Origin of the sequence: Candidatus Thiothrix sulfatifontis (genome assembly GCA_022828425.1) — a bacterium.
In the GTDB taxonomy this organism is placed as follows: domain Bacteria; phylum Pseudomonadota; class Gammaproteobacteria; order Thiotrichales; family Thiotrichaceae; genus Thiothrix; species Thiothrix sulfatifontis.
The window spans coordinates 211182-230071 of the sequence record CP094685.1 but is presented as its reverse complement, the minus strand read 5'-3'; the positions used below and the strand labels follow the sequence as shown (position 1 = coordinate 230071).

Below are 18890 nucleotides of genomic sequence, written 5' to 3'. Positions count from 1 at the left end.
TTTGTGGAGGAACAATGGAGAAATGAAAGTTTTTTGCTTCGGTTGGGATTTCCGCTACTCTTTGCTCAAGATAACCCGGAAATTAGTCATGACCGATTCTGAAGCCAAATGCATTTTGATTGTCGAAGACGAGCCCAAGCTGGCACAAGTAGTGAGCGAATACCTAGCGCAGATGGGGTTACGTTCACACTGCTTAGAGCGCGGTTTGGCTGTTATCCCGTGGGTGCGTGAACATTCCCCTGATTTAATTATTCTGGATCTCATGCTGCCGGAGCGCGATGGCATCGACATTTTCCGCGAACTACGCACGTTTGCCGATACGCCGGTAATCATGGCAACCGCGCGAGTGGATGAAATTCAACGCTTGTTGGGCTTGGAATTGGGGGCCGATGATTATGTCTGCAAACCCTATAGCCCCCGTGAATTGGTAGTACGGGTAAAAAATCTGCTGCGACGCATGGCTCGCCCTTTAGCGGAACCAGCAGCCAGATGCGGCATTGAAATCAACAGCGAACGCATGGAAGCCAGCCTCAGTGGGCATAAACTGGAGTTGACTCCAGTGGAATTCCGTCTATTGGAATATCTGCTTGCCAACCCTGCTAGAGTCTATTCACGGGCGCAATTGCTGGATCGCTTGTACGACGATCGCCGCGCGGTGACAGATCGCGCCGTGGATAGCCACATAAAGAACTTGCGGCGTAAGCTTCAGAACGTGATGCCGGAACGAGAGCTCATCAAATCCATCTATGGCGTGGGTTACAAACTCGAACTTTAGTGTGAATCCCCGTCCATTGCTTGCACTCCCATTGAGACCATGCCTATTGATTGCCATGATTAACTTTTGAACAATTAACATGCAGTCTGCCAGTAAAATTTGTTACAAAAATTGACAAATTCTTCCGCAGTGGCCGCGATTTCCGTTACTATCCGTTTCTGAATTTATCTTTTCAAACGTGGGCTAATGGGCTAAGGAAATCGTTTATCAATGGCAATCACAAATGTTTGTACGTGTTCGAACTGTTTGTCGGCAGCACGGCGTGTCCGTATCGGCTGGTGGCGGCGCTTGTTCTCTGGCGGCAAAACGTATTATCGCTGCTATAATTGTGAAAATCGCTTCTGGACAAGGGGTTAGTGGCGCTTCCGCCTTCCAAGTGTCATCAGCCGACCAAAGCATTGAATAACGCCTGATGTTGTTGCATTTGCGCGGCTAATTTCAACCGTTCGCTGCGGAAAATGCAGGCTAAATCATCCAGTGCCGTGGCGAAATCGTCGTTGATAATCAGGTAATCGTATTCGCGGTAGTGTGATATTTCCGCTTGGGCATCGCGCATCCGGCGTTGGATGGTTGCTGCGCTGTCTTGCCCCCGTCCCTGCAAGCGTTCTTTCAGTGCGGCGACGGTCGGCGGCAGAATGAAAATGCTGGTGACATCGGCGTGTTCACGGACTTGCCGTGCGCCTTGCCAATCAATTTCGAGAATCACGTCTTTGCCAGTTTCGCGCAAGGCGTCCACCGATAAGCGTGACGTGCCGTAGTAATTGTCGAAGACTTGCGCGTATTCCAGAAAGTTACCGTCTGCCACTTGCTGGCGAAACACCTCAACGGGGGTGAAGTGGTAATGCACGCCATCCTGTTCGCCGGGGCGGGGTTGGCGCGTGGTGTGTGAAACCGAAACGACCACATTGTTCACGCGCTCGCGTAAGGCATTCAATAAACTCGATTTACCGGCACCAGACGGGGCTGACACGATATAAAGCTGACCTGTGCGTGTATTCATCTGAAAATTCGCCCCACTGTGCGGATAAAAATGCGATTATAAGCAGTATGCACTATAGTCGAATAGCAGGAATCACGAGTAAGGTGTCGCATCATGATCCAAGTAACCGCAGTACCCGCTTTTACTGACAATTATATCTGGTTGATCGGTAATACAGACAATCCGTGTGTCGCGATTGTTGACCCCGGTGATGCCACGCCGGTGTTGGCTGCATTAACGCGGCTGGTGAAGCAGCCGGTGGCTATTTTGATTACGCACCACCACCGTGACCACGTGGGGGGCATTGCTCAGTTATTGCAAGCCTATCCCGGTTTGCTGGTGTACGGGCCTGCCAATGAAAAGATTCCGCACCTCAATCAGCCATTGACGGAAGGCGCAGACGTTCATTTGGAAGCTCTCGGCTTGAATTTTCACGTCATGGAATTGCCGGGGCATACGGCTGGGCATATTGTGTATTACGGTGAAGGCAGCTTGTTCTGTGGGGATACCTTATTCGCCAACGGTTGCGGGCGGGTATTCGATGGCACTTTGCATGACTTGTACGCTTCACTGCAACGCATTGCGCAATTACCCGCTGATACCCAAGTGTATTGCACCCACGAATACACCGTGGATAACATCGGTTTTGCCAAATGGGTCGAGCCGGACAATCCCGCGCTGGATGCGCGTTTGGAAGAATCCTGGGCGCTGCTGGATGCAGGACATCCCACCGTGCCGTTTGAATTGGGGCGCGAGTTTGACACCAACCCGTTTTTACGCACCCACATCCCCGAAGTGATTGCCAAAGCCGAAGAAATCGCCGGGCGCGAAACCCACACCCCTGCCGACGTATTCGCGGTGCTGCGCATCTGGAAAGACACCGAATACGATTAGCGTGTCTTAGCGCAACGATTCGTGTGCGGTAATTTCCCGCAGTAGCTTGAACAATTCACGGCTGCTTTTCGGTGGCGCGTTGATTTCTTTTTCCTTGTGCGCATTGCGGATCAGGCCGCGCATTCGTTGCGTGTCAGTTTCGGGGTATTCCTTCAACCATTCGCTCAGCATGTTTTCATCGTTAATCAGGCGGTCACGCCAGCGTTCCAAACGGTGTAAACGTGCGGTTTCGGCTTTGCCACCGCGATCCCATTCCGCGAGTTTCGCTTCAATCGGTTCGAGGATTTCGGTGCGCATCAGCTTGCCGATGAATTGGCGTTGACGGCGAATTGCGCCGTTCGCGGTCAAGCGTTGCGCCAGCAAAATCGAGTCGTAGAGCTTTTCGGATAAATCCAACTGGTCGAGCTGCTCTTTGCGCAGGGTAATCAGGCGTTCGCCCAAGGCTTGCATCGCTTCGGCTTCGCGCTTGAAGTGGCTGCGGCTGATGTAATCGTCTTCTTCGTCGTCATTGGCGTAATCAATCATGGGTTCATCCTTTCAACATGCCGAGACCAGCGCTCAGGGACGGGTACTGTAACCGGATGTTTAATTCAGTCAATAGTTTATCGTTACGAATCCGCCGCGATTCTTGCAAATACGACAACATGCCCGCGCTCATCGCGGCTTGGGCTGCGCTCATGCTGATTTGCGGCGGGCGCGGCAATCCGGCGTAATCCGCGACTTGATTGAAATAATCGGTCATGGTGGAAGGGTGTCCGTCGGTGGCGTTGTAAATCGCGCCAGCGGGGGCGGCTTCCATCGCGCGTTTGCAGACCATTGCTAAATCGTCGGCGTGAATGCGATTTGTCCAGGGCGCTTCAGCTTCATGCAACACGGGTTCGCCGCGTTTCAGGCGTTCCAACGGCAAGCGGTCGGGGGCGTAAATGCCGGGGACGCGCAAAATCACGATGTCGCCGCCGAAACGCGCTGCCCATTCTTGCACGGTATTTTCGGCATCGGCGCGGCGTTTGGCACGGGCGGCAATGGGTTTGAGCGGTTCGGATTCGTCAATCCAACGCCCGCCGCAATCGCCGTACACCCCCGTGGTGCTGATTAACACCACTCGTTGCGGTGCAGCATCGACTCCCTTGAGGAAACGGCGTATCCGGTCATCGGTGTCGCCTGTCGGTTGCGGCGGCATAAACCAATACACCAGTGCTTCATCCAGCGCGAATATCGAGAAAAAGCTGCCGCGATCCACATCGCCCTTGCGCATGGCAATGCCTTGTTCTAAACCTTTGTGCAAGGATTCCTCGCTGCGTACCCAGCCTATAGCCTTCGTACCCTCATTTTGGTATAACCGTGCGACGCGGCGACCAATGTCGCCACAGCCCATAATCCACACTTTTTGGTTAACTACACTCATGAATAATTCCCGACTCGATGCTGGCAGTATAAACGAAATCAAGCCCGGAAAGATGAAACGTGTCGATGCAGGCAATGGCAAACGCATTCTCGTGTGTCACGTCGACGGCGAATTTTACGCGGTAGATGATATGTGTACCCACGAAGATGCGTCATTGTACCTCGGTTGTTTGCATGGGGATCGGGTGCAATGTTCCTTGCATGGCGCGGAATTCAGCGTTAAAACGGGTGCGCCGATGGCAGAACCCGCTGAGATTCCGTTGACAATTTACCCCGTCACTATTGAAAATGGGCGCATTTTCGTCAAGGTATAACCGTTATGCGTAAGCTAATGCGCCGTCTAGTGTGGCTATTTTTCATCTTGCTGATCGTGTATTTGGTTGGTTCTTGGGTTTATTGGCGTTTTATTGTTCCGCTTGCACCACCGGTAAGCATTATTCCCGTCCCCCCCGTACAACCACCTTTGTTCAAACCGACACCACCAGCGCATGTAGAGAATTTGCTGAATTCAGTATTAAAACAGGTAGAGGTCACCCGGTCTTACAATCCTGCGTATGTGAATATCCGCTATCCCGGCGGTGATGTTGTCGAAACGACAGGTGTGTGTGCGGATGTGGTGGTGCGGGCGTTTCGTGCTCAAGGCGTTGATTTGCAACGTGAATTACACGAGGATATGCGCAAAGCCTTCTACGAATACCCGCGTAAGTGGGGGCTGAAGCGCCCCGACACTAATATCGATCATCGTCGCGTTTACAACCTGATGCGTTTTTTTGAGCGCAAGGGCGCATCTTTGCCGATTACCCAAAATTCAGCCGATTACCAGCCTGGTGATGTGGTGGCGTGGAATTTGGGTAAGGGGCAGGCACATATCGGTATCGTCACGCATTTCAAAACACTGGATGGTCGCCCACTGGTTGGGCATAACGTTGCGTATGGCACGAATATCGAAGATGCCCTGTTTTTTTGGCCGATCATCGGGCATTACCGCTATTTCAACCAATCCAAGCCTTAATGCACCGGCAAGCGTGCCCGCAATTCGTCACGGTCATACCACCATTGGCCTTCCACAATCGCATCAACGACTTGCCCCAAACGTGGCAGGAACACTTTGGGGTCGAGCAAATCCAAGCGGTTAAGCCACAGATTCATGGCCTCTTGTGAATTGACGTTGCTGTGGCGTTCAGCAACTTTGCCGAGCATGGCGCTGGTTAGGAACATCATGCTGTCGCGTTTTTCACCTTCTAGGCGTAAATCGGCAATGTAGTGCGCCACGGTCGCGGCGACGGCTGCGCCATCCGCTTTGGGTGGGGTGGCATCAATCAGGTGATTGAGCATAATAATCGTGACTTCCGGGCTGATCGGGTAAGTGACCGCCAGCCACAAACCGTTACCCAACGCAGGGACGGACGCGGGTAAATCACAGCGGAATAACACATCGCAACACCGCACCGCATCTTCCCAGTATTCGCGGTCACGGTAAATCTCGAAGGACTCGCGGGTCATGCCCCATGCGGCTTCGCGCATTCCCGGTTCTTCCAGTTCCAGCATGATTTCCGCGATTTCGTATTGCACATTGGCGCGTTCCAGCGGGTCATTGGCGGGGGTCAGTTGCATCAAGTGCGCCTGACGTTGCGCGAGTTCTTGTTTCAGCAATTGGCGGGAATCATCGCTGGCGGTGAATTCAACTGGGTCAACCGGGGTACTATCGCTCATGGGTAATGCCTATTTATTAAAAATGGTGTAAGCATAATAGCCTAATGGCAGTCATACAATAATTCATTGAAACATTAAGGTAAGGTTAAACGACACTTGGTTAGGCTAGTATTTATCCAATAATTGTTAAGCATTTACTTGGCAGGGATTAGCTAAAGGTATTAATACAATGATTTATGAATTTAATAAAATAGTACACGCAGTCGTCACTAATATAATTAATGCATCAGCCGTTATGTTGTTGATTTTGTTTTATGCGTTAAGCGTCTTGCAGTTGCCGGTACCAGAAGTGGCTAGTATGCTCGGTGTATTAGTGGTATTTGCTTTTGGCATTAATACCATCTTGTCTTCTAATAAGTGCGCCCTGTTGACGCATTGATTAATTTAGATTCTCAGGGCTGAACCATTAACAATATTTGCCCATTGTCAGTTTGATTGTTGTGTAACTTAAACTCGAATTTATACGGTTCCTGAACAGGCACGTCTGTTACTATTCGGGTGAACAATTCTTCACGCCCAACGCCTTGGGTCAATATTCCCCCAGATACCCCTTGCCGCGCATTGCCCAACGCATCGTATAACCACAGTTGGTAAAAATGCCCCGCTTTGGGTTTGGGCAAATCACGGATGCGTAATACCCCTTGCTGTTGTGCGCTATTCCAGACTAAATCCCCTTGCACGTCTTTCACAATAGGGTTCAGCGTGCGCAGCCAATTACCGCTAATGCTGGTGGGATCTGCTAACAATTGTTCACGCAATTCCGCCATGCCATCAGCAGAAGTATTGGCGTGCACATCGCGAAAGTGCGGCAACGCCAAAACTATCCCTGCGAATAATCCGAGCAATAACAGGGAAATAATGAGCCAGTTTTTACGAGAAGTGCCACTCCGTGACATATCCACTTCCTTTACGCCTATTTTTATACCGGGACTACAACACGTTGCCATAACAATACCCTTCGATTATAACGAATAACACGACACCTGTTGGTGCAGTGCGCTAAAATGGTTCACCCAATGTTCGACAATGACCACCAACCGAGTTCCCCTCATGCCAGCACAAACCTTTATTCCGGGCAAAGATGCCGCACTGGAAGCTTCTATTGCCGTGATGCAGGACAAGCTACAGCGCCTTGGTTTCCACATCGAGGAAGCCTCTTGGCTGAACCCGATTGCCAATGTGTGGTCGGTTCACATCCGCGATCGTGATTGCCCGCTGCTGTTCACCAATGGCAAAGGCGCATCGGAGAAAGCGGCGCTGGCCAGTGCTTTGGGCGAATATTTCGAGCGCCTTAGCACCAATTATTTCTGGGCGGATTTCTATCTGGGCAAGACCATTGCCGACAGCAATTTTGTGCATCACCCTGCGGAAAAATGGTTCGCCTTGGACGATTCCGGCAATTTACCCGCCGGTTTGTTGGATGAAGATACCTTGAGTTTTTACGACCCCGAAACCAGTTTGGATGCGATCAAATTAGTCGATATTAATTCCGGCAACGAAGAGCGTGGCGTTTGTGCCTTGCCCTACGTGCGCCAGCGTGACGGGGAAACGGTATGGTTTCCGGTCAATGTCATCGGTAATTTGTACGTCAGCAATGGCATGTCGGCAGGCAATACCGCCACGGAAGCGCGTACTCAAGCCTTATCAGAAATTTTCGAGCGCCACATCAAGTTCCGCATTATTGCGGAAGGAATCTGTCTGCCGGATGTACCGGAGGCGGTTATTGCGCGTTATCCGCATATTCAGGCCGGTATTGCGGAATTACGTGCCGCCGGTTTTGGGATTTTGGTGAAAGATGCATCATTAGGCGGGCAATACCCGGTGATGTGCGTGACCTTGCTGAACCCGGACGATCAGGGCGTGTATGCCAGTTTTGGGGCGCATCCGCGTTTTGAAGTGGCGTTGGAACGCTCTCTCACTGAACTCTTGCAGGGCAGGGCGTTGGATCGCTTGGCGGGTTTTTCTGAGCCGAGTTTTGAGCTGGACGATGTGGCTTCCCCGCAAAATCTGGAAACGCATTTCATTGATTCCAGCGGCCCGCTGCATTGGGATTTTTTGTGGAATGAACCCGATTACGAGTTCGTCGATTGGAATTTCAGTGGCACGACCGAGGAAGAGTGCCAGCATTTGATGGAGCGCATCCACGCGGATGATTATGATGTTTACATCATGGATTTTGAGCATTTGGGCGTGTATGCCTGCCGCATCATTGTGCCGGAAATGTCGGAAATTTATCAGGTCGAAGATCTGGAGTGGGACAATAACAGCACCGGCAATGCGGTGCGCGAGGCGATTCTGCATTTACCGGATTTGGAAGATGAGGAATGCACCGAGCTATTCGATACCATCGAAGAATTGGGTTTGGATGATCACCAGCCGGTGGCTGCCTTGATTGGGTTAGCGCCGGATGCGGGTTCGCTGTGGGCGGATTTACGGGTCGGCGAGTTGAAAACCTTGCTGGCATTGGCGATGGATGACGAAGACGCGATTCGGGAAGGTTGCCAGTGGATTCGCCATTTCGAGCAAATCAATGACGAGCGTCGCCGCGTGTACCGTTGCATCGAATCCTTGTTGGATATGGATGATGTGGCAGGTTATATGCCGAATGTGGGTTTATTGTACGGTGAAACCGCGCTGCAACAGGCGCAAGCCTTGCTGGATGGCAGTGTACGCTTCTGGGGCATTACCGCTCCCACGCTGGAATTGCACGGTTGTGACACGCACCAGCGTTTACTGACGGCATACCGCAAGGTTTATCCAACATTGGCAGCGCTGTAAGACCAGCAGAGTGCTGGGTTTTACCCCTGAATGTAGTGCTCTAATTGCGCAATAATGAACTGTTGTTCCGAGATGATTTCCTTGACCAAATCGCCAATGGAAACCAGCCCGACCAATTCGCCATGGTGCATCATCGGCAAATGGCGAATGCGGCGCTCGGTCATGATTGCCATCACTTCCTGAATCGGCTGGTCGGGTCGCGTGACCACGACTTGCCGGGTCATAATGTCTTGCACCAGCAGTTGTTCGGCATTGATGCAGGTCAGGATCACTTTGCGGGTGTAATCCTGCTCTGACACAATGCCTCTGAGTTTGCCTGCTTCCAATACCAGCAATGCGCCGACTTTTTGATGTGCCATCGCTTTCACGGCATCAATCACGGTGACGGCTGGGCTGATACTGAGTATTTCAGTGCCTTTTTTGGCGAGAATATCGCTGACGGTTTTCATCGTTCTCCTCCTCGGTTGGGTTGCTTATCGTTGTTAGTATTTGCCCATTACTCTGCAACCTTTTGATAGAACAGTAAAGAAGGCACGATTAGTATGCTAGAAATCCTCTACAGCGATGAATATTTGGTGGCAATCAACAAACCCTCCGGCTTGTTGGTACACCGCAGCCTGATCGACCGCCACGAAACCCGTTTTGCGATTCAGCTTACCCGCGACCAAATTGGGCAGAAAGTTTATCCCGTGCATCGACTCGATAAACCAACCTCAGGCGTCTTGCTGTTTGCCCTCGACAGCGACACGGCGCGATGCCTGAATGCGCAATTCACCGCCGGTCAGGTGCAAAAAACTTACCTTGCAGTGGTGCGCGGGCGTACCCCCGAACAAGGCGTGATTGATCACCCGCTCACCGAAGAACTCGACAAGCTGGCGGATGCACAAGCCGATCAAAATAAGCCAGCGCAGCCAGCCGTCAGCCATTACCGGCGTTTAATGAGTTTTGAAGTGCCGTATGCGGTGGATCGTTACCCCACCAGCCGCTATTCCTTGGTAGCGCTATGCCCCAAAACAGGGCGAAAACACCAATTGCGCCGTCACTTGAAACACATTTCCCATCACCTGATCGGTGACACTACACACGGAAACGGCAAACATAACCGTTTTTTTCGCGAACAATTTGCCTGCCAGCGTCTCCTGTTACACGCGGCAAGCTTAGAATGTGTACACCCCCATTCTCATGCAGCCCTGAAATTAGCGGCGTCGCCACCGGAAGATTTCAGTCAGGTGGTACGCTTATTGCTACCTTTCCAAGAACCACCAATAACCAGTGTATGACTACCCCAGAGGCTTCTATGGAAAAGCATTCTCCTCTCACCTTGGCGCAGATTTTGAGCCAACTGGCCAGTGTGCTTGGCTGTAAGCAGACCGGCACCTTTTACATTGCCACCGATAATAATACTTCCTGCCGTTTTGCGATCAATGCGGGCAAACTGACCCATTGCACGCACCGCCGTGATCAGGGGCCGACGGCGCTAATGAGTTTGCTGGAAACTACCGGCGGCTCCTGCTCTTTTTCAGAAAATCAGTCACTTCCGTTCCGCGACAGCGCCGCACTTGATCATCAAGCCAGCTTAACCTTGCTTGGCATTCAGCCCATTTGCCCGCCCCGGCAAGAGGCAATGCCCCAAGTGAGTGCATCTCTGGAACAACGGGTAGCGAAAGAGCCGCCGCCACCCAAACCCGCTGTCAATAACCGTTTCTACCGAGGCGGTGGTGGTTAGCGCCTAGCCAAGCTGCACCACGAACGCCACTCGAATCCCCAAAATGAGGCGCAACCAGCCGGGTGCTCACGTGATCAGAAAACACATAATTGCCCCAGCGTTGCGGCACGTTGGTGTAAAGCCGTTGGATATTCGACATCCCCCCGCCCAACACAATCACATCGGGGTCGAGGATATTGATGACGTGTGCCAAGCTTTTCGCCATGCGCTCTTCGTAAGCTTGCAGACATTGTTCTGCAAACCTATCGCCCGTTGTTGCTAACCGCACAATTTCGGCGGCGGCGAGTGCCTTGCCCGTGGTTAATTGGTATTCGGTCTGAAACCCGGTGCCGGAAAGCCAAGTTTCGATACAGCCGTGTTTGCCGCAATAACAGGCTTTGCCCGGCAATTCTGCGGCTTCAGGCCAAGGCAGCGGGTTATGCCCCCATTCGCCTGCAATCGCATTTGCGCCGGTTAACACCTTGCCGTGCACCGCAATGCCCGCACCTGTTCCCGTGCCCACGATCACCGCGAACACCACGGCTGCGCCCGCCGCAGCACCGTCGGTTGCTTCAGACAGTGCCAAGCAATTGGCGTCATTTTCCAGCCGCACCTGGCGTTGCAACAGGCTTTCCAGTGCGCTGTGCAGCGGTTTGCCATTCAAAACCACCGAATTGGAATTTTTCATCAAGCCGGTGGCGGGGGACATTGCACCGGGTGTGCCAATGCCGACGCTGCACGTTTGCCCCGCGCGTTGTTCCGCGTCATCCACCAGTTGTTTGATGGTCTGCAAAATCGCCGCGTATTGACCTTGCGGGGTTGGCAGGCGTTTGCGAAAGGTTTCATGCCCTTGCGTATCCAAGAGCAGCACTTCGGTTTTGGTGCCGCCTAAATCAATGCCAATGTGCACACATTCCTCCGTTTATCCCATAAAGCTGCGCTAAGTCATGACAAACACGGGTAAAACAATGCTAAATTACGCCGATCGTGTTGAACATAGACCAAAATGGCAGGCGTTACCATGCAGTTTGATGACATTCTCACCCGTTCCCCCGTGATGGAAGCCGTATTGCGTTCCGCGCATTTGATCGCGCAAACCGATGCAAGCGTGTTGATTACCGGCGAATCCGGCACGGGCAAAGAACGGGTTGCACACGCGATGCACGCCATGAGCCCGCGTCGCCAACAAGCATTTATCACGGTTAATTGTGCTGCATTGCCGGAAACTTTGGCAGAATCGCTATTATTTGGGCACCGCAAAGGCGCATTCACCGGGGCAGATCACCACCACGTCGGTTTAATCAGTGCGGCTGACGGTGGCACGCTGTTTTTGGATGAAATTGGTGAATTGCCCTTGAATCTGCAAGCTAAACTGCTGCGTTTCCTCGAATCCGGCGAAATCCAACCCTTGGGCGAAGCGCACGCCAAGCGGGTGAATGTGCGGGTATTAGCCGCCACGCACCGCGATTTGTATGCGATGGCGCAAACCGGGGCTTTCCGTCACGATTTGTTTTACCGCCTCAATATTGTGCCGGTGGAATTGCCTGCGTTGCGGGAGCGCAAGGAAGACATTGCGCTGCTCAGCCAGCATTTCCTGCAACAATTTGCGGCGCAACACAATTTGCCCGTCGCCAGCTTCAGCAAAGAAGCGCGGGCGCAATTGCAGCGTCACGCATGGCAGGGCAATGTGCGTGAATTGCGCAATCTGTGTGAGCGTTTGAGTATTTTGCTGGCAGGGCGTGAGATTGCGTTGAGTAATTTGCCGTCGGAAATTCGTGCACCCGCCCTGGTTGTCAGCCAGCAGCCTTTCAGCCTGCCCGAAACCGGCATTAATCTGGAAACGTTAGAGCGCGATTTGCTGCATCAAGCCTTGGAGCGCACGCAAAACAATAAGACCCATGCCGCCCGCTTGCTGGGAATTAGCCGTGATGCACTCAACTATCGCCTGAAAAAACAAATGCTTGCTTGATAATGGTGTGATTGCTGGCAGGCTGGCGCTTATTTGCAGCCTTTCATCCCTTCAGCCCGGCACAATCGCCCCGTCTCTGCCAAAACTTATGGTAAGTGTTAGTGGCGACGAGGTTGGGTATGTTGAATCATCAAGTATTGGCATTGAAGTATTCGGTGCTGGGTTCCGCCATGTTGACAATGGTGGGGTGTAGCGCGAATCCGCGCGTGGCTGATCTTACTCCGTTGCAAAGCATTCAGCCTGACAAATCCCCTAAACCCATTGTGAATCAAGTGGCTCCGACTGCACACACAACACCGCTTGCGCCGCAACCGCGTGCTGCTGTAAAAGCAGTTACGCCACTGGATAAAGTGGCTTTGTGTGCGCTCAAGCAGTGCGGCAAAGGTTATTGCTGGGGTGGCAATAGCCCGTTGAAAGGTTTCGATTGCAGTGGCTTAACCCAATATTCTTTTGGGCAAGGTGCCAGTGTCAAAATTCCACGCACCGCTGCTGCACAGTATAAAGTGGCGCTGAAAATTCCGCATGAGAAAGCCGAGCGCGGCGATTTGGTATTTTTCAGAACACGCGGTCATAACGTCAGCCATGTAGGAATTTATCTGGGGAGCAATAAATTCGTACACGCGCCGCGCACGGGGAAGCCAATTACCTTAACTAAGCTAGAAGGTTATTGGAAACGCAAGCTGGTTGGGTTTGGGCGGATTCCGGGAGCAGCGCAGCCGCTACTCCCGAAAAGTGTGGTGTAATTTCGCGCAATTGCCGTATTACATGCCTTGCATATGACCGGCACCCGCCGCAGGCATAACTTCCTGAATCGGTGCATTGACCGTGGTGGTGCTACCGTCTTCAAACGTCAGGGTAATCGCAGCGGTTTCGCCTACTTTCAGCTCTTGCTGTAAACCAATCAGCATGACATGCAAGCCACCCGGCTTTAATTCGGTACGGCCTTTGGCGGGAACATCAATTTGTGGGACTTGACGCATTTCCATCACACCGTTGTTGTTGGTGTGGGTATGCAATTCTACGGTGGCGGCAACCGGGCTGGCGGCTGATTTAATGCTGTGGTCGCTGTCGGACGTGTTCACCAAGGTCATGAAGGACGCGCTATTTGGCTGACCCGGCGGAATCGCCCGCACAAACGGGTTTTCCACGGTTACGCTATCGGCTGCTTTACCAGTGGCGGGGGCGGCTGTTTTATCCGCATCCGCTTGGCAAGCGACGGTCATTGCGACCAGTAGGCCAAGGATGGTGGTGTGTAATAAACGTTTCATCGTGTGTTTCCTGTACAAGATCAAAATTCAGTTTCGAGTTTCAGCCATGCGCTGCGCCCGGCTTCATTTACCCGTTCAAGCGTGCTACCTAGGTCTAAATTGCGGCGGCTAACGTGTTCGGCATAAGTTTTATCGAGGACATTATCTACCCCAAAGCGTACTTTCGTCGATTTATTGAGGTTGTAACGCCCGTAAGTGTCGAGGGTGGTATAGCCTGCGCTTTCCCCGACTTCGGTAGCGCCGATCATGGCGGTGTCGATGCGATCTTGCCCGGCGGCAAAGCGTACCCGTGTGCCACCGCTCCATTTGCCTGCATTGTAGTCCAATTGCACTTTACCGTTGACGGGCGGGGTTTGCGCAATCGGGCGGTCATCGGTGGTGTCGGTGCGTTTGACATAGGCCACATCAGCGGCAAGGCGGAGTTTGTCGGTTAATTTGGTTTCTGCGCCGAGTTCTGCACCTAGGATTTCAGCATCGACATTGCGGTAGATTTGTGCGCCGGTTTGTGCACCCGTGGTTACTTTGTCGCGCAGAATGTAATCGTCTACTTGGTCGGCAAATACTGTGCCTGTCCAACGTACTTTGCCGCGTTGCTGGCTGATGCCGAGGTCGAGTTGGTTGTGTTTTTCGGGGTTAATGTTGGGGTTGCCGACCCAACGATCCGGTGCGGTCATGCCCCATTTGCTGATGTAACGTTCGGTTTCGTCGGCGGTACGCACCGTGCGGCTGACGCCCGCAAACGCGGTGGTGGTGTCATTGAGGGCTTTGTCGTAGCGCAGCAAGCCGCTGACATTGGTTTCTGTTTTGTCGGTTGCACCGTAGCCATAAACGGCGGTGTAGTTTTGGTTGGCGGTGCGCCCGCCTGCGACTACGCCTGCTTTGGCGGCGGCAGCGTCCACTTGGTCAACGCGCACCCCGTACTTCAATTTATCGCCGGTAGCGAATTTGCGGGTGGCTTCGGCGAAAATGCCGGTTTGGTCGGTGCTGGCTGCTGGCCACATTAAACCCGTGACGGTGCCACCGGCGCTGATGTTTTTATTTTCAGCATTGCGTTCACGGTTTTGCACGTTCAGCCCGTAAGTGACGTCGGTATCGCCAATGCTGGAGGTGAGTGCCAGTTTGCCGCCCACGGTATCCGAGGTGGTAGGAACTGCCATTTTCGTGCCGGTCTGGGGGCGCAGGCTGTAGTTGTCCATCAAATGGTCAATATTGCTGCTATAAACGTCGGCTTCAATGGTATTGATTTTGCCGTCCAGCTTGTCTTGGTATTTGAGGCGTTGGATCGAGCCGGATTCTTCGGGGCTGTCCATGCTCGCACCGGGGTAAAGTGCATCAGAAAAATCGTTGTTTTCGTAACTGTATTCAAGCAAACGGTCTGCGGTTGGGGTAAGACCCAGCACGACACCGGCTTGTTTGTGTTTATATGAGGCGCGTACTTCCTTGCCATCGCCGTCTTCGTAATTGTCGGCTTCTCTGTCCTGTGTGAAAACACGCGCATAGCCTTGTTGGAAGGCTTTGGTGACATCGGCGGAAACGTCGTGTTTCACGCCATTGCTCATGGTGGTGGCGGAGGCTTTGCCACTCCAGCCGTCTTCGGGGTCGAGAATGCTGCGGGTATCGCGCTCGAATAGCACCGTGCCGCCGCTGCCGCCGGAGCCGTGTTGCAGGGTTTGCACGCCTTTTTCCACTTTGACGCTTTCATAGGTTTCTAGGGCTGCCCAACTCGCGGGCGGATCCATGCGATTGGGGCAACCGCCATGCACGTAAGCGCCGTCCAGCAACACATTGAGCTGGGTTTGCGATTGCCCGCGAATGATCGGTTCGATACCGCGCCCGCCAAAGCGACTGCCGGATACGCCATTCAATTGCTTGAGGAAATCGCCACCATCAGCGGGCAACACGGCACTGCGTTCGGCGCTTAGGGGCTTGGCTTCGTTGGGTGACGCCACTTTTTTGGTGGCTTTAATGTCGATAACTAAAGTGTCTTCGGCACATACCGCAGCGCTAAAAATTAGCATGGAACTGAGCAAGGTCAAACGGGTGAGGGCGTGTTGCATAGGGAAACCTTCTGAAATTTTTGTTGGAAGTCACAGAGCAATCACCGTGCCAATCATTAACCGTTTGATTTTCAAATTAATTATCCTTGATGCGCCAGTCGATTTGCGTGAAATGGCGCATGGATCGCGTGATTTCACACAGTACAGGTTGGCAAGGGTGGAGTATCATGTCGGCTGCACTTTTACTACCTAACCGATGATTTTATGATGCCTAGCCGTACCGAACGCCCTGATAATAATCGCCGTGATTGGCACAATCTCAAGTCCGTGTTGCCGTTTTTGTGGGAATACCGGGGGCGAGCCTTGTTTGCGTTGGCGTGCCTGATTGCCTCGAAAGTGGCAAATGTGGGGGTGCCGCTGTTTCTCAAGGATATTGTGGATGCCTTACAGGGCAAGCCGGAACAGGTGTTGGTATTGCCGGTGATATTGCTGCTGGGGTATGGGGCGTTGCGGCTGGCGAGTGCGCTGTTCAATGAATTGCGCGATACGGTGTTTGCGCGAGTGCGTTACCACGCGATGCGCAAAATGTCGGGGCGGGTGTTGGAACATTTGCATAATTTGTCGTTGCGGTTTCACCTCGAACGCAAAACCGGCGCAATCAGCCGCGATTTGGAACGTGGCACGTCATCGGTAAGCACGCTGATGAATTTCATGGTGTTCAGCATTATTCCGATTGCGGTGGAATTTACCTTGGTGGCATTTATTTTATTGGGGAATTATGCGCCGGTATTTGCGTTGGTGACGTTTGCGACGGTGGCAGTGTACGTGATTTTTACGGTCAAAATCACCGAGTGGCGCATGGATCATCGCCATGAAATGAACCGTTTGGATTCGCAATCCAGCAATCAAGCGATAGACAGTTTGATCAATTACGAGACCGTTAAATATTTTAATAATGAAAAATTGGAGCTGAGCCGCTACGACCACACGCTTGCGCAGTGGGAGGACGTGGCGGTAAAAAGCCAAACCTCGATGTCATTGCTGAATTTCGGGCAGTCGTCGATTATTGCGATTGGCGTTACCATTATTATGTTTTTGGCGGCGAATAGCGTGGTCAACGGCACCATGAGCATTGGCGATTTGGTGATGGTGAATGCGTTTATGCTGCAATTGTTTTTGCCATTGGGGGCTTTGGGGATTGTGTATCGGCAAGTGAAATACACGCTGGCGGATATGGATATGGTATTTCGCTTGCTGGAAACCCCGCAGGAAGTCCGCGATGCACCAAACGCGCCCGAATTGCAGGTAACGCAGGGTGAAATCCGTTTTGAGCACGTTGATTTCGGTTATCAGGCGGAACGCCAAATCTTGCGCGGGGTGAGTTTTAGCGTGCCTGCCGGAACAAAACTCGCGGTAGTGGGGCACAGCGGCGCGGGGAAGTCGACGTTATCGCGTTTGATTTACCGTTTTTACGACGTGACGGGCGGGCGCGTGCTGATTGACGGGCAGGATATTGCGCACGTGTCGCAAGCCAGTTTGCGCAAAGCGATTGGGATTGTGCCGCAAGATACCGTGCTGTTTAACGATACGATTCGTTACAACCTGCAATACGGCAATGCGCAAGCGACCCAAGCGGAGATTGAACGCGCCGCTGACATGGCGCAAATCCGCACGTTCATCGAGAGTTTGCCGGATGGCTGGGAAACCGTGGTCGGTGAACGTGGTTTGAAATTATCCGGCGGTGAAAAGCAGCGCGTGGCGATTGCGCGGGCGATTCTGAAACAACCCCCGATTTTGATTTTCGATGAAGCAACGTCTTCGCTGGACAGTGCGACGGAGCAGGCGATTCAGCAAACTTTGCATGAAGTGGCGGGGCGGCATACCACGTTGATGATTGCGCACCGTTTATCGACGATCGTGGATGCGGATCGGATTTTGGTGCTGGATAAAGGGCAGGTGGTGGAGCAGGGGACTCATGCGGAGTTGCTGGCACTGCACGGGCAGTACCAGCGGATGTGGGAATTACAATTGCATGAAAAAGAGTGAAGCGGCTTTAGCGGTACGCCCGCAGCGCCAGTAAATTGTGTGGCGTTGGCTCGTCTTCTACGATTTTAATGGGTTTCAGATTGCCGATTTCTGCGAGGTTGCTGACTTCGTTATCGTCAAGCGAGGTTGCTTCATCCGTCACATCAATGTTCATGTCATCGGTATTTGAGGCGTCTGAGGGTGTTGTGACCAATTTGAGCGGGGTGGGTTCGTCGCTGTGTTCTGGTGCAGGGGCGGGTGCAACACGGGGGCTGGACGGTTTGCTGTCTAAACTGGCAGTGACGTGTTGCACGGCTACTTCGAGTGAGAACAGCAGGTCGCGGGCATTTTCCATGCCTTTGTGCAAATCGGTGGACATTTGTTCGGTCAAGTCCAAGGTTTTGGCGATGCGCTCGACGCGGATGTGGTCGATTTGCTCGAATTGTTGGTGAATGCGGCGGCTGAGGTCGTTGCTTTGTTCTTCGCGGCGGCGCATGGTTTCGACGTGTTTGCGGCTTTCTTCCAGACCAGAGCTGAGTTCGTGGCGTGCTAAATCGGTGGTTTGGAACAGGGTGCTGAAACGTTCGCTGGCTTGGGTTTCCAGCCCTTCCATTTCGGTATTGAATTTCAGGAATACATTGTCAGCATCGTGTTGGTAGCGTTGCATTTGTTCGAGTAAGTGGCTGGATTCTTTGAGCATGGTTTCCAAACGGTTGTGAACTTCAGCGGAAAGCCGTGCATTTTCTTGCTGGTTATTGGCCTGTTCGTGGTGATGTTCGATCAAACGGCGGGTAAAGCCTTGCGCCATTTTTTCTTGTTCGCGCAACCGCACCAAGCTGTCATCGACCTGGGTGAGACCTTCGTGCAATTTGCTGCGAATGCGTTTGACGCTTTCCACCGAATCGCCCAGTTGTTCGTCCCAGTAACTTTGCAGGTGTTGCAAACGGTCGCCGAGCTGACTGGAAATGTCGCGAATTTCTTGTTCAGCCGTGGTGACACGTTCAATAATGCGTTCGGCTTGTTCAGCACGGGCTTGGCTGGCTTCGTAGGTGCGCGTGGTTTGTTCGACTTGCGATTTGAGTTTGCTCAGTAGCTGCTCGGCATCTTGTACGCCATTTTGGGTCACGTCGAGCACATCGGCGACTTTTTTGCGGTCAGCTTCGGCTTGCAGGCGGATAACCCGCAGCTCTTGGGTTTCTTTGCTGTTTGTTTGCGGCAGTAGCAACAATACAGCCCCGATAGCGGCGAGTAGCGCAACCAGAATAATAATCCAGTCAATATAACCCAACATAAATGAAAACCCTGTGTCTAAATCCATAATTTATTCTGCTTAGTATAGCCTTGGATGTCAAAATTGCCGATTCAGTTCATTCAACCGCGCAA

Annotated in this window: 20 protein-coding genes; 10 read left to right on the top strand and 10 right to left on the bottom strand. The window is 52.5% G+C overall.

Annotated features, from left to right (window positions below; all coding sequences use genetic code 11):
• The first annotated feature begins 88 nt into the window (after nt 1-88).
• Nucleotides 89-775 carry a response regulator gene (locus L3K52_01195; protein ID UOG92364.1) on the top strand — a complete coding sequence of 229 codons (687 nt, stop codon included), beginning with the start codon at nt 89-91 and terminating at the stop codon, nt 773-775.
• A 382-nt stretch (nt 776-1157) separates the two neighbouring features.
• On the opposite strand, the gene gmk is transcribed toward L3K52_01195, so the two are convergent.
• The gene (gene gmk, locus L3K52_01190; protein ID UOG92363.1) at nt 1158-1775 is read right to left on the bottom strand and encodes a guanylate kinase; all 618 of its coding nucleotides are present in this window, start codon (nt 1773-1775) and stop codon (nt 1158-1160) included.
• 93 nt (nt 1776-1868) lie between these two features.
• Here gmk and gloB point away from each other — a divergent pair, with 93 nt between their 5' ends.
• Entirely contained in the window at nt 1869-2648 is a 780-nt protein-coding gene (gloB, locus tag L3K52_01185) for a hydroxyacylglutathione hydrolase (GenBank protein ID UOG92362.1), read from the top strand.
• 6 nt (nt 2649-2654) lie between these two features.
• Here gloB and L3K52_01180 read toward each other — a convergent pair whose 3' ends face one another.
• Nucleotides 2655-3173 (bottom strand): DUF615 domain-containing protein, encoded by a 519-nt coding sequence (locus L3K52_01180; GenBank protein UOG92361.1) that lies wholly within the window; start codon nt 3171-3173, stop codon nt 2655-2657.
• 4 nt (nt 3174-3177) lie between these two features.
• The gene (locus L3K52_01175; protein ID UOG92360.1) at nt 3178-4053 is read right to left on the bottom strand and encodes an NAD-dependent epimerase/dehydratase family protein; all 876 of its coding nucleotides are present in this window, start codon (nt 4051-4053) and stop codon (nt 3178-3180) included.
• Between L3K52_01175 and L3K52_01170 the strand changes: the two genes are divergently transcribed.
• Nucleotides 4052-4366: a non-heme iron oxygenase ferredoxin subunit gene (locus L3K52_01170; GenBank protein UOG92359.1), complete on the top strand. Its 315-nt coding sequence runs from the start codon at nt 4052-4054 to the stop codon at nt 4364-4366. The two genes, L3K52_01175 and L3K52_01170, sit on opposite strands and share 2 nt — an antisense overlap.
• A 5-nt stretch (nt 4367-4371) precedes the next feature.
• Complete coding sequence (locus L3K52_01165) at nt 4372-5064, top strand: DUF1287 domain-containing protein (GenBank protein ID UOG92358.1); 693 nt, start codon at nt 4372-4374, stop codon at nt 5062-5064.
• Here the strand turns inward: L3K52_01165 and L3K52_01160 are convergent.
• Nucleotides 5061-5765: a hypothetical protein gene (locus L3K52_01160; GenBank protein UOG92357.1), complete on the bottom strand. Its 705-nt coding sequence runs from the start codon at nt 5763-5765 to the stop codon at nt 5061-5063. The genes L3K52_01165 and L3K52_01160 overlap by 4 nt on opposite strands.
• Nucleotides 5766-6157: 392 nt before the next feature.
• Complete coding sequence (locus L3K52_01155; protein UOG92356.1) at nt 6158-6661, bottom strand: anti-sigma factor; 504 nt, start codon at nt 6659-6661, stop codon at nt 6158-6160.
• A 154-nt stretch (nt 6662-6815) separates the two neighbouring features.
• On the opposite strand from L3K52_01155, the gene L3K52_01150 reads away from it, so the two are divergent.
• Nucleotides 6816-8543 (top strand): YcaO-like family protein, encoded by a 1728-nt coding sequence (locus L3K52_01150; protein UOG92355.1) that lies wholly within the window; start codon nt 6816-6818, stop codon nt 8541-8543.
• Between the two features lie 20 nt (nt 8544-8563).
• Here L3K52_01150 and L3K52_01145 read toward each other — a convergent pair whose 3' ends face one another.
• Nucleotides 8564-8992 carry a CBS domain-containing protein gene (locus L3K52_01145; protein ID UOG92354.1) on the bottom strand — a complete coding sequence of 143 codons (429 nt, stop codon included), beginning with the start codon at nt 8990-8992 and terminating at the stop codon, nt 8564-8566.
• A gap of 93 nt (nt 8993-9085) precedes the next feature.
• On the opposite strand from L3K52_01145, the gene truC reads away from it, so the two are divergent.
• Together truC and L3K52_01135 are read left to right on the top strand one after the other, a co-directional pair.
• A complete protein-coding gene (gene truC, locus L3K52_01140) occupies nt 9086-9823 on the top strand; it encodes a tRNA pseudouridine(65) synthase TruC (GenBank protein UOG92353.1) in 738 nt (245 codons plus the stop codon).
• A gap of 17 nt (nt 9824-9840) precedes the next feature.
• On the top strand, nt 9841-10269 hold the full coding sequence (locus L3K52_01135) for a hypothetical protein (GenBank protein ID UOG92352.1): 429 nt from the start codon (nt 9841-9843) through the stop codon (nt 10267-10269).
• Here L3K52_01135 and L3K52_01130 read toward each other — a convergent pair.
• Nucleotides 10235-11158, bottom strand: coding sequence for an ROK family protein (locus L3K52_01130; protein ID UOG92351.1), 924 nt, complete (start codon nt 11156-11158; stop codon nt 10235-10237). The genes L3K52_01135 and L3K52_01130 overlap by 35 nt on opposite strands.
• Nucleotides 11159-11269: 111 nt before the next feature.
• Between L3K52_01130 and L3K52_01125 the strand changes: the two genes are divergently transcribed.
• Nucleotides 11270-12217, top strand: a complete 948-nt coding sequence (locus L3K52_01125) for a sigma-54 dependent transcriptional regulator (protein UOG92350.1) — start codon at nt 11270-11272, stop codon at nt 12215-12217.
• Nucleotides 12218-12336: 119 nt separating this feature from the next.
• Nucleotides 12337-12960 carry a C40 family peptidase gene (locus L3K52_01120; protein UOG92349.1) on the top strand — a complete coding sequence of 208 codons (624 nt, stop codon included), beginning with the start codon at nt 12337-12339 and terminating at the stop codon, nt 12958-12960.
• An 18-nt stretch (nt 12961-12978) separates the two neighbouring features.
• Here L3K52_01120 and L3K52_01115 read toward each other — a convergent pair whose 3' ends face one another.
• Together L3K52_01115 and L3K52_01110 are read right to left on the bottom strand one after the other, a co-directional pair.
• Nucleotides 12979-13485, bottom strand: coding sequence for a copper chaperone PCu(A)C (locus tag L3K52_01115; protein ID UOG92348.1), 507 nt, complete (start codon nt 13483-13485; stop codon nt 12979-12981).
• A gap of 20 nt (nt 13486-13505) precedes the next feature.
• Nucleotides 13506-15542 carry a TonB-dependent copper receptor gene (locus tag L3K52_01110; protein ID UOG92347.1) on the bottom strand — a complete coding sequence of 679 codons (2037 nt, stop codon included), beginning with the start codon at nt 15540-15542 and terminating at the stop codon, nt 13506-13508.
• A 207-nt stretch (nt 15543-15749) separates the two neighbouring features.
• Between L3K52_01110 and L3K52_01105 the strand changes: the two genes are divergently transcribed.
• Complete coding sequence (locus L3K52_01105) at nt 15750-17528, top strand: ABC transporter ATP-binding protein/permease (protein ID UOG93950.1); 1779 nt, start codon at nt 15750-15752, stop codon at nt 17526-17528.
• Nucleotides 17529-17535: 7 nt separating this feature from the next.
• Here L3K52_01105 and L3K52_01100 read toward each other — a convergent pair whose 3' ends face one another.
• Nucleotides 17536-18825: a hypothetical protein gene (locus tag L3K52_01100; GenBank protein UOG92346.1), complete on the bottom strand. Its 1290-nt coding sequence runs from the start codon at nt 18823-18825 to the stop codon at nt 17536-17538.
• Between the last annotated feature and the right edge of the window lie 65 nt (nt 18826-18890).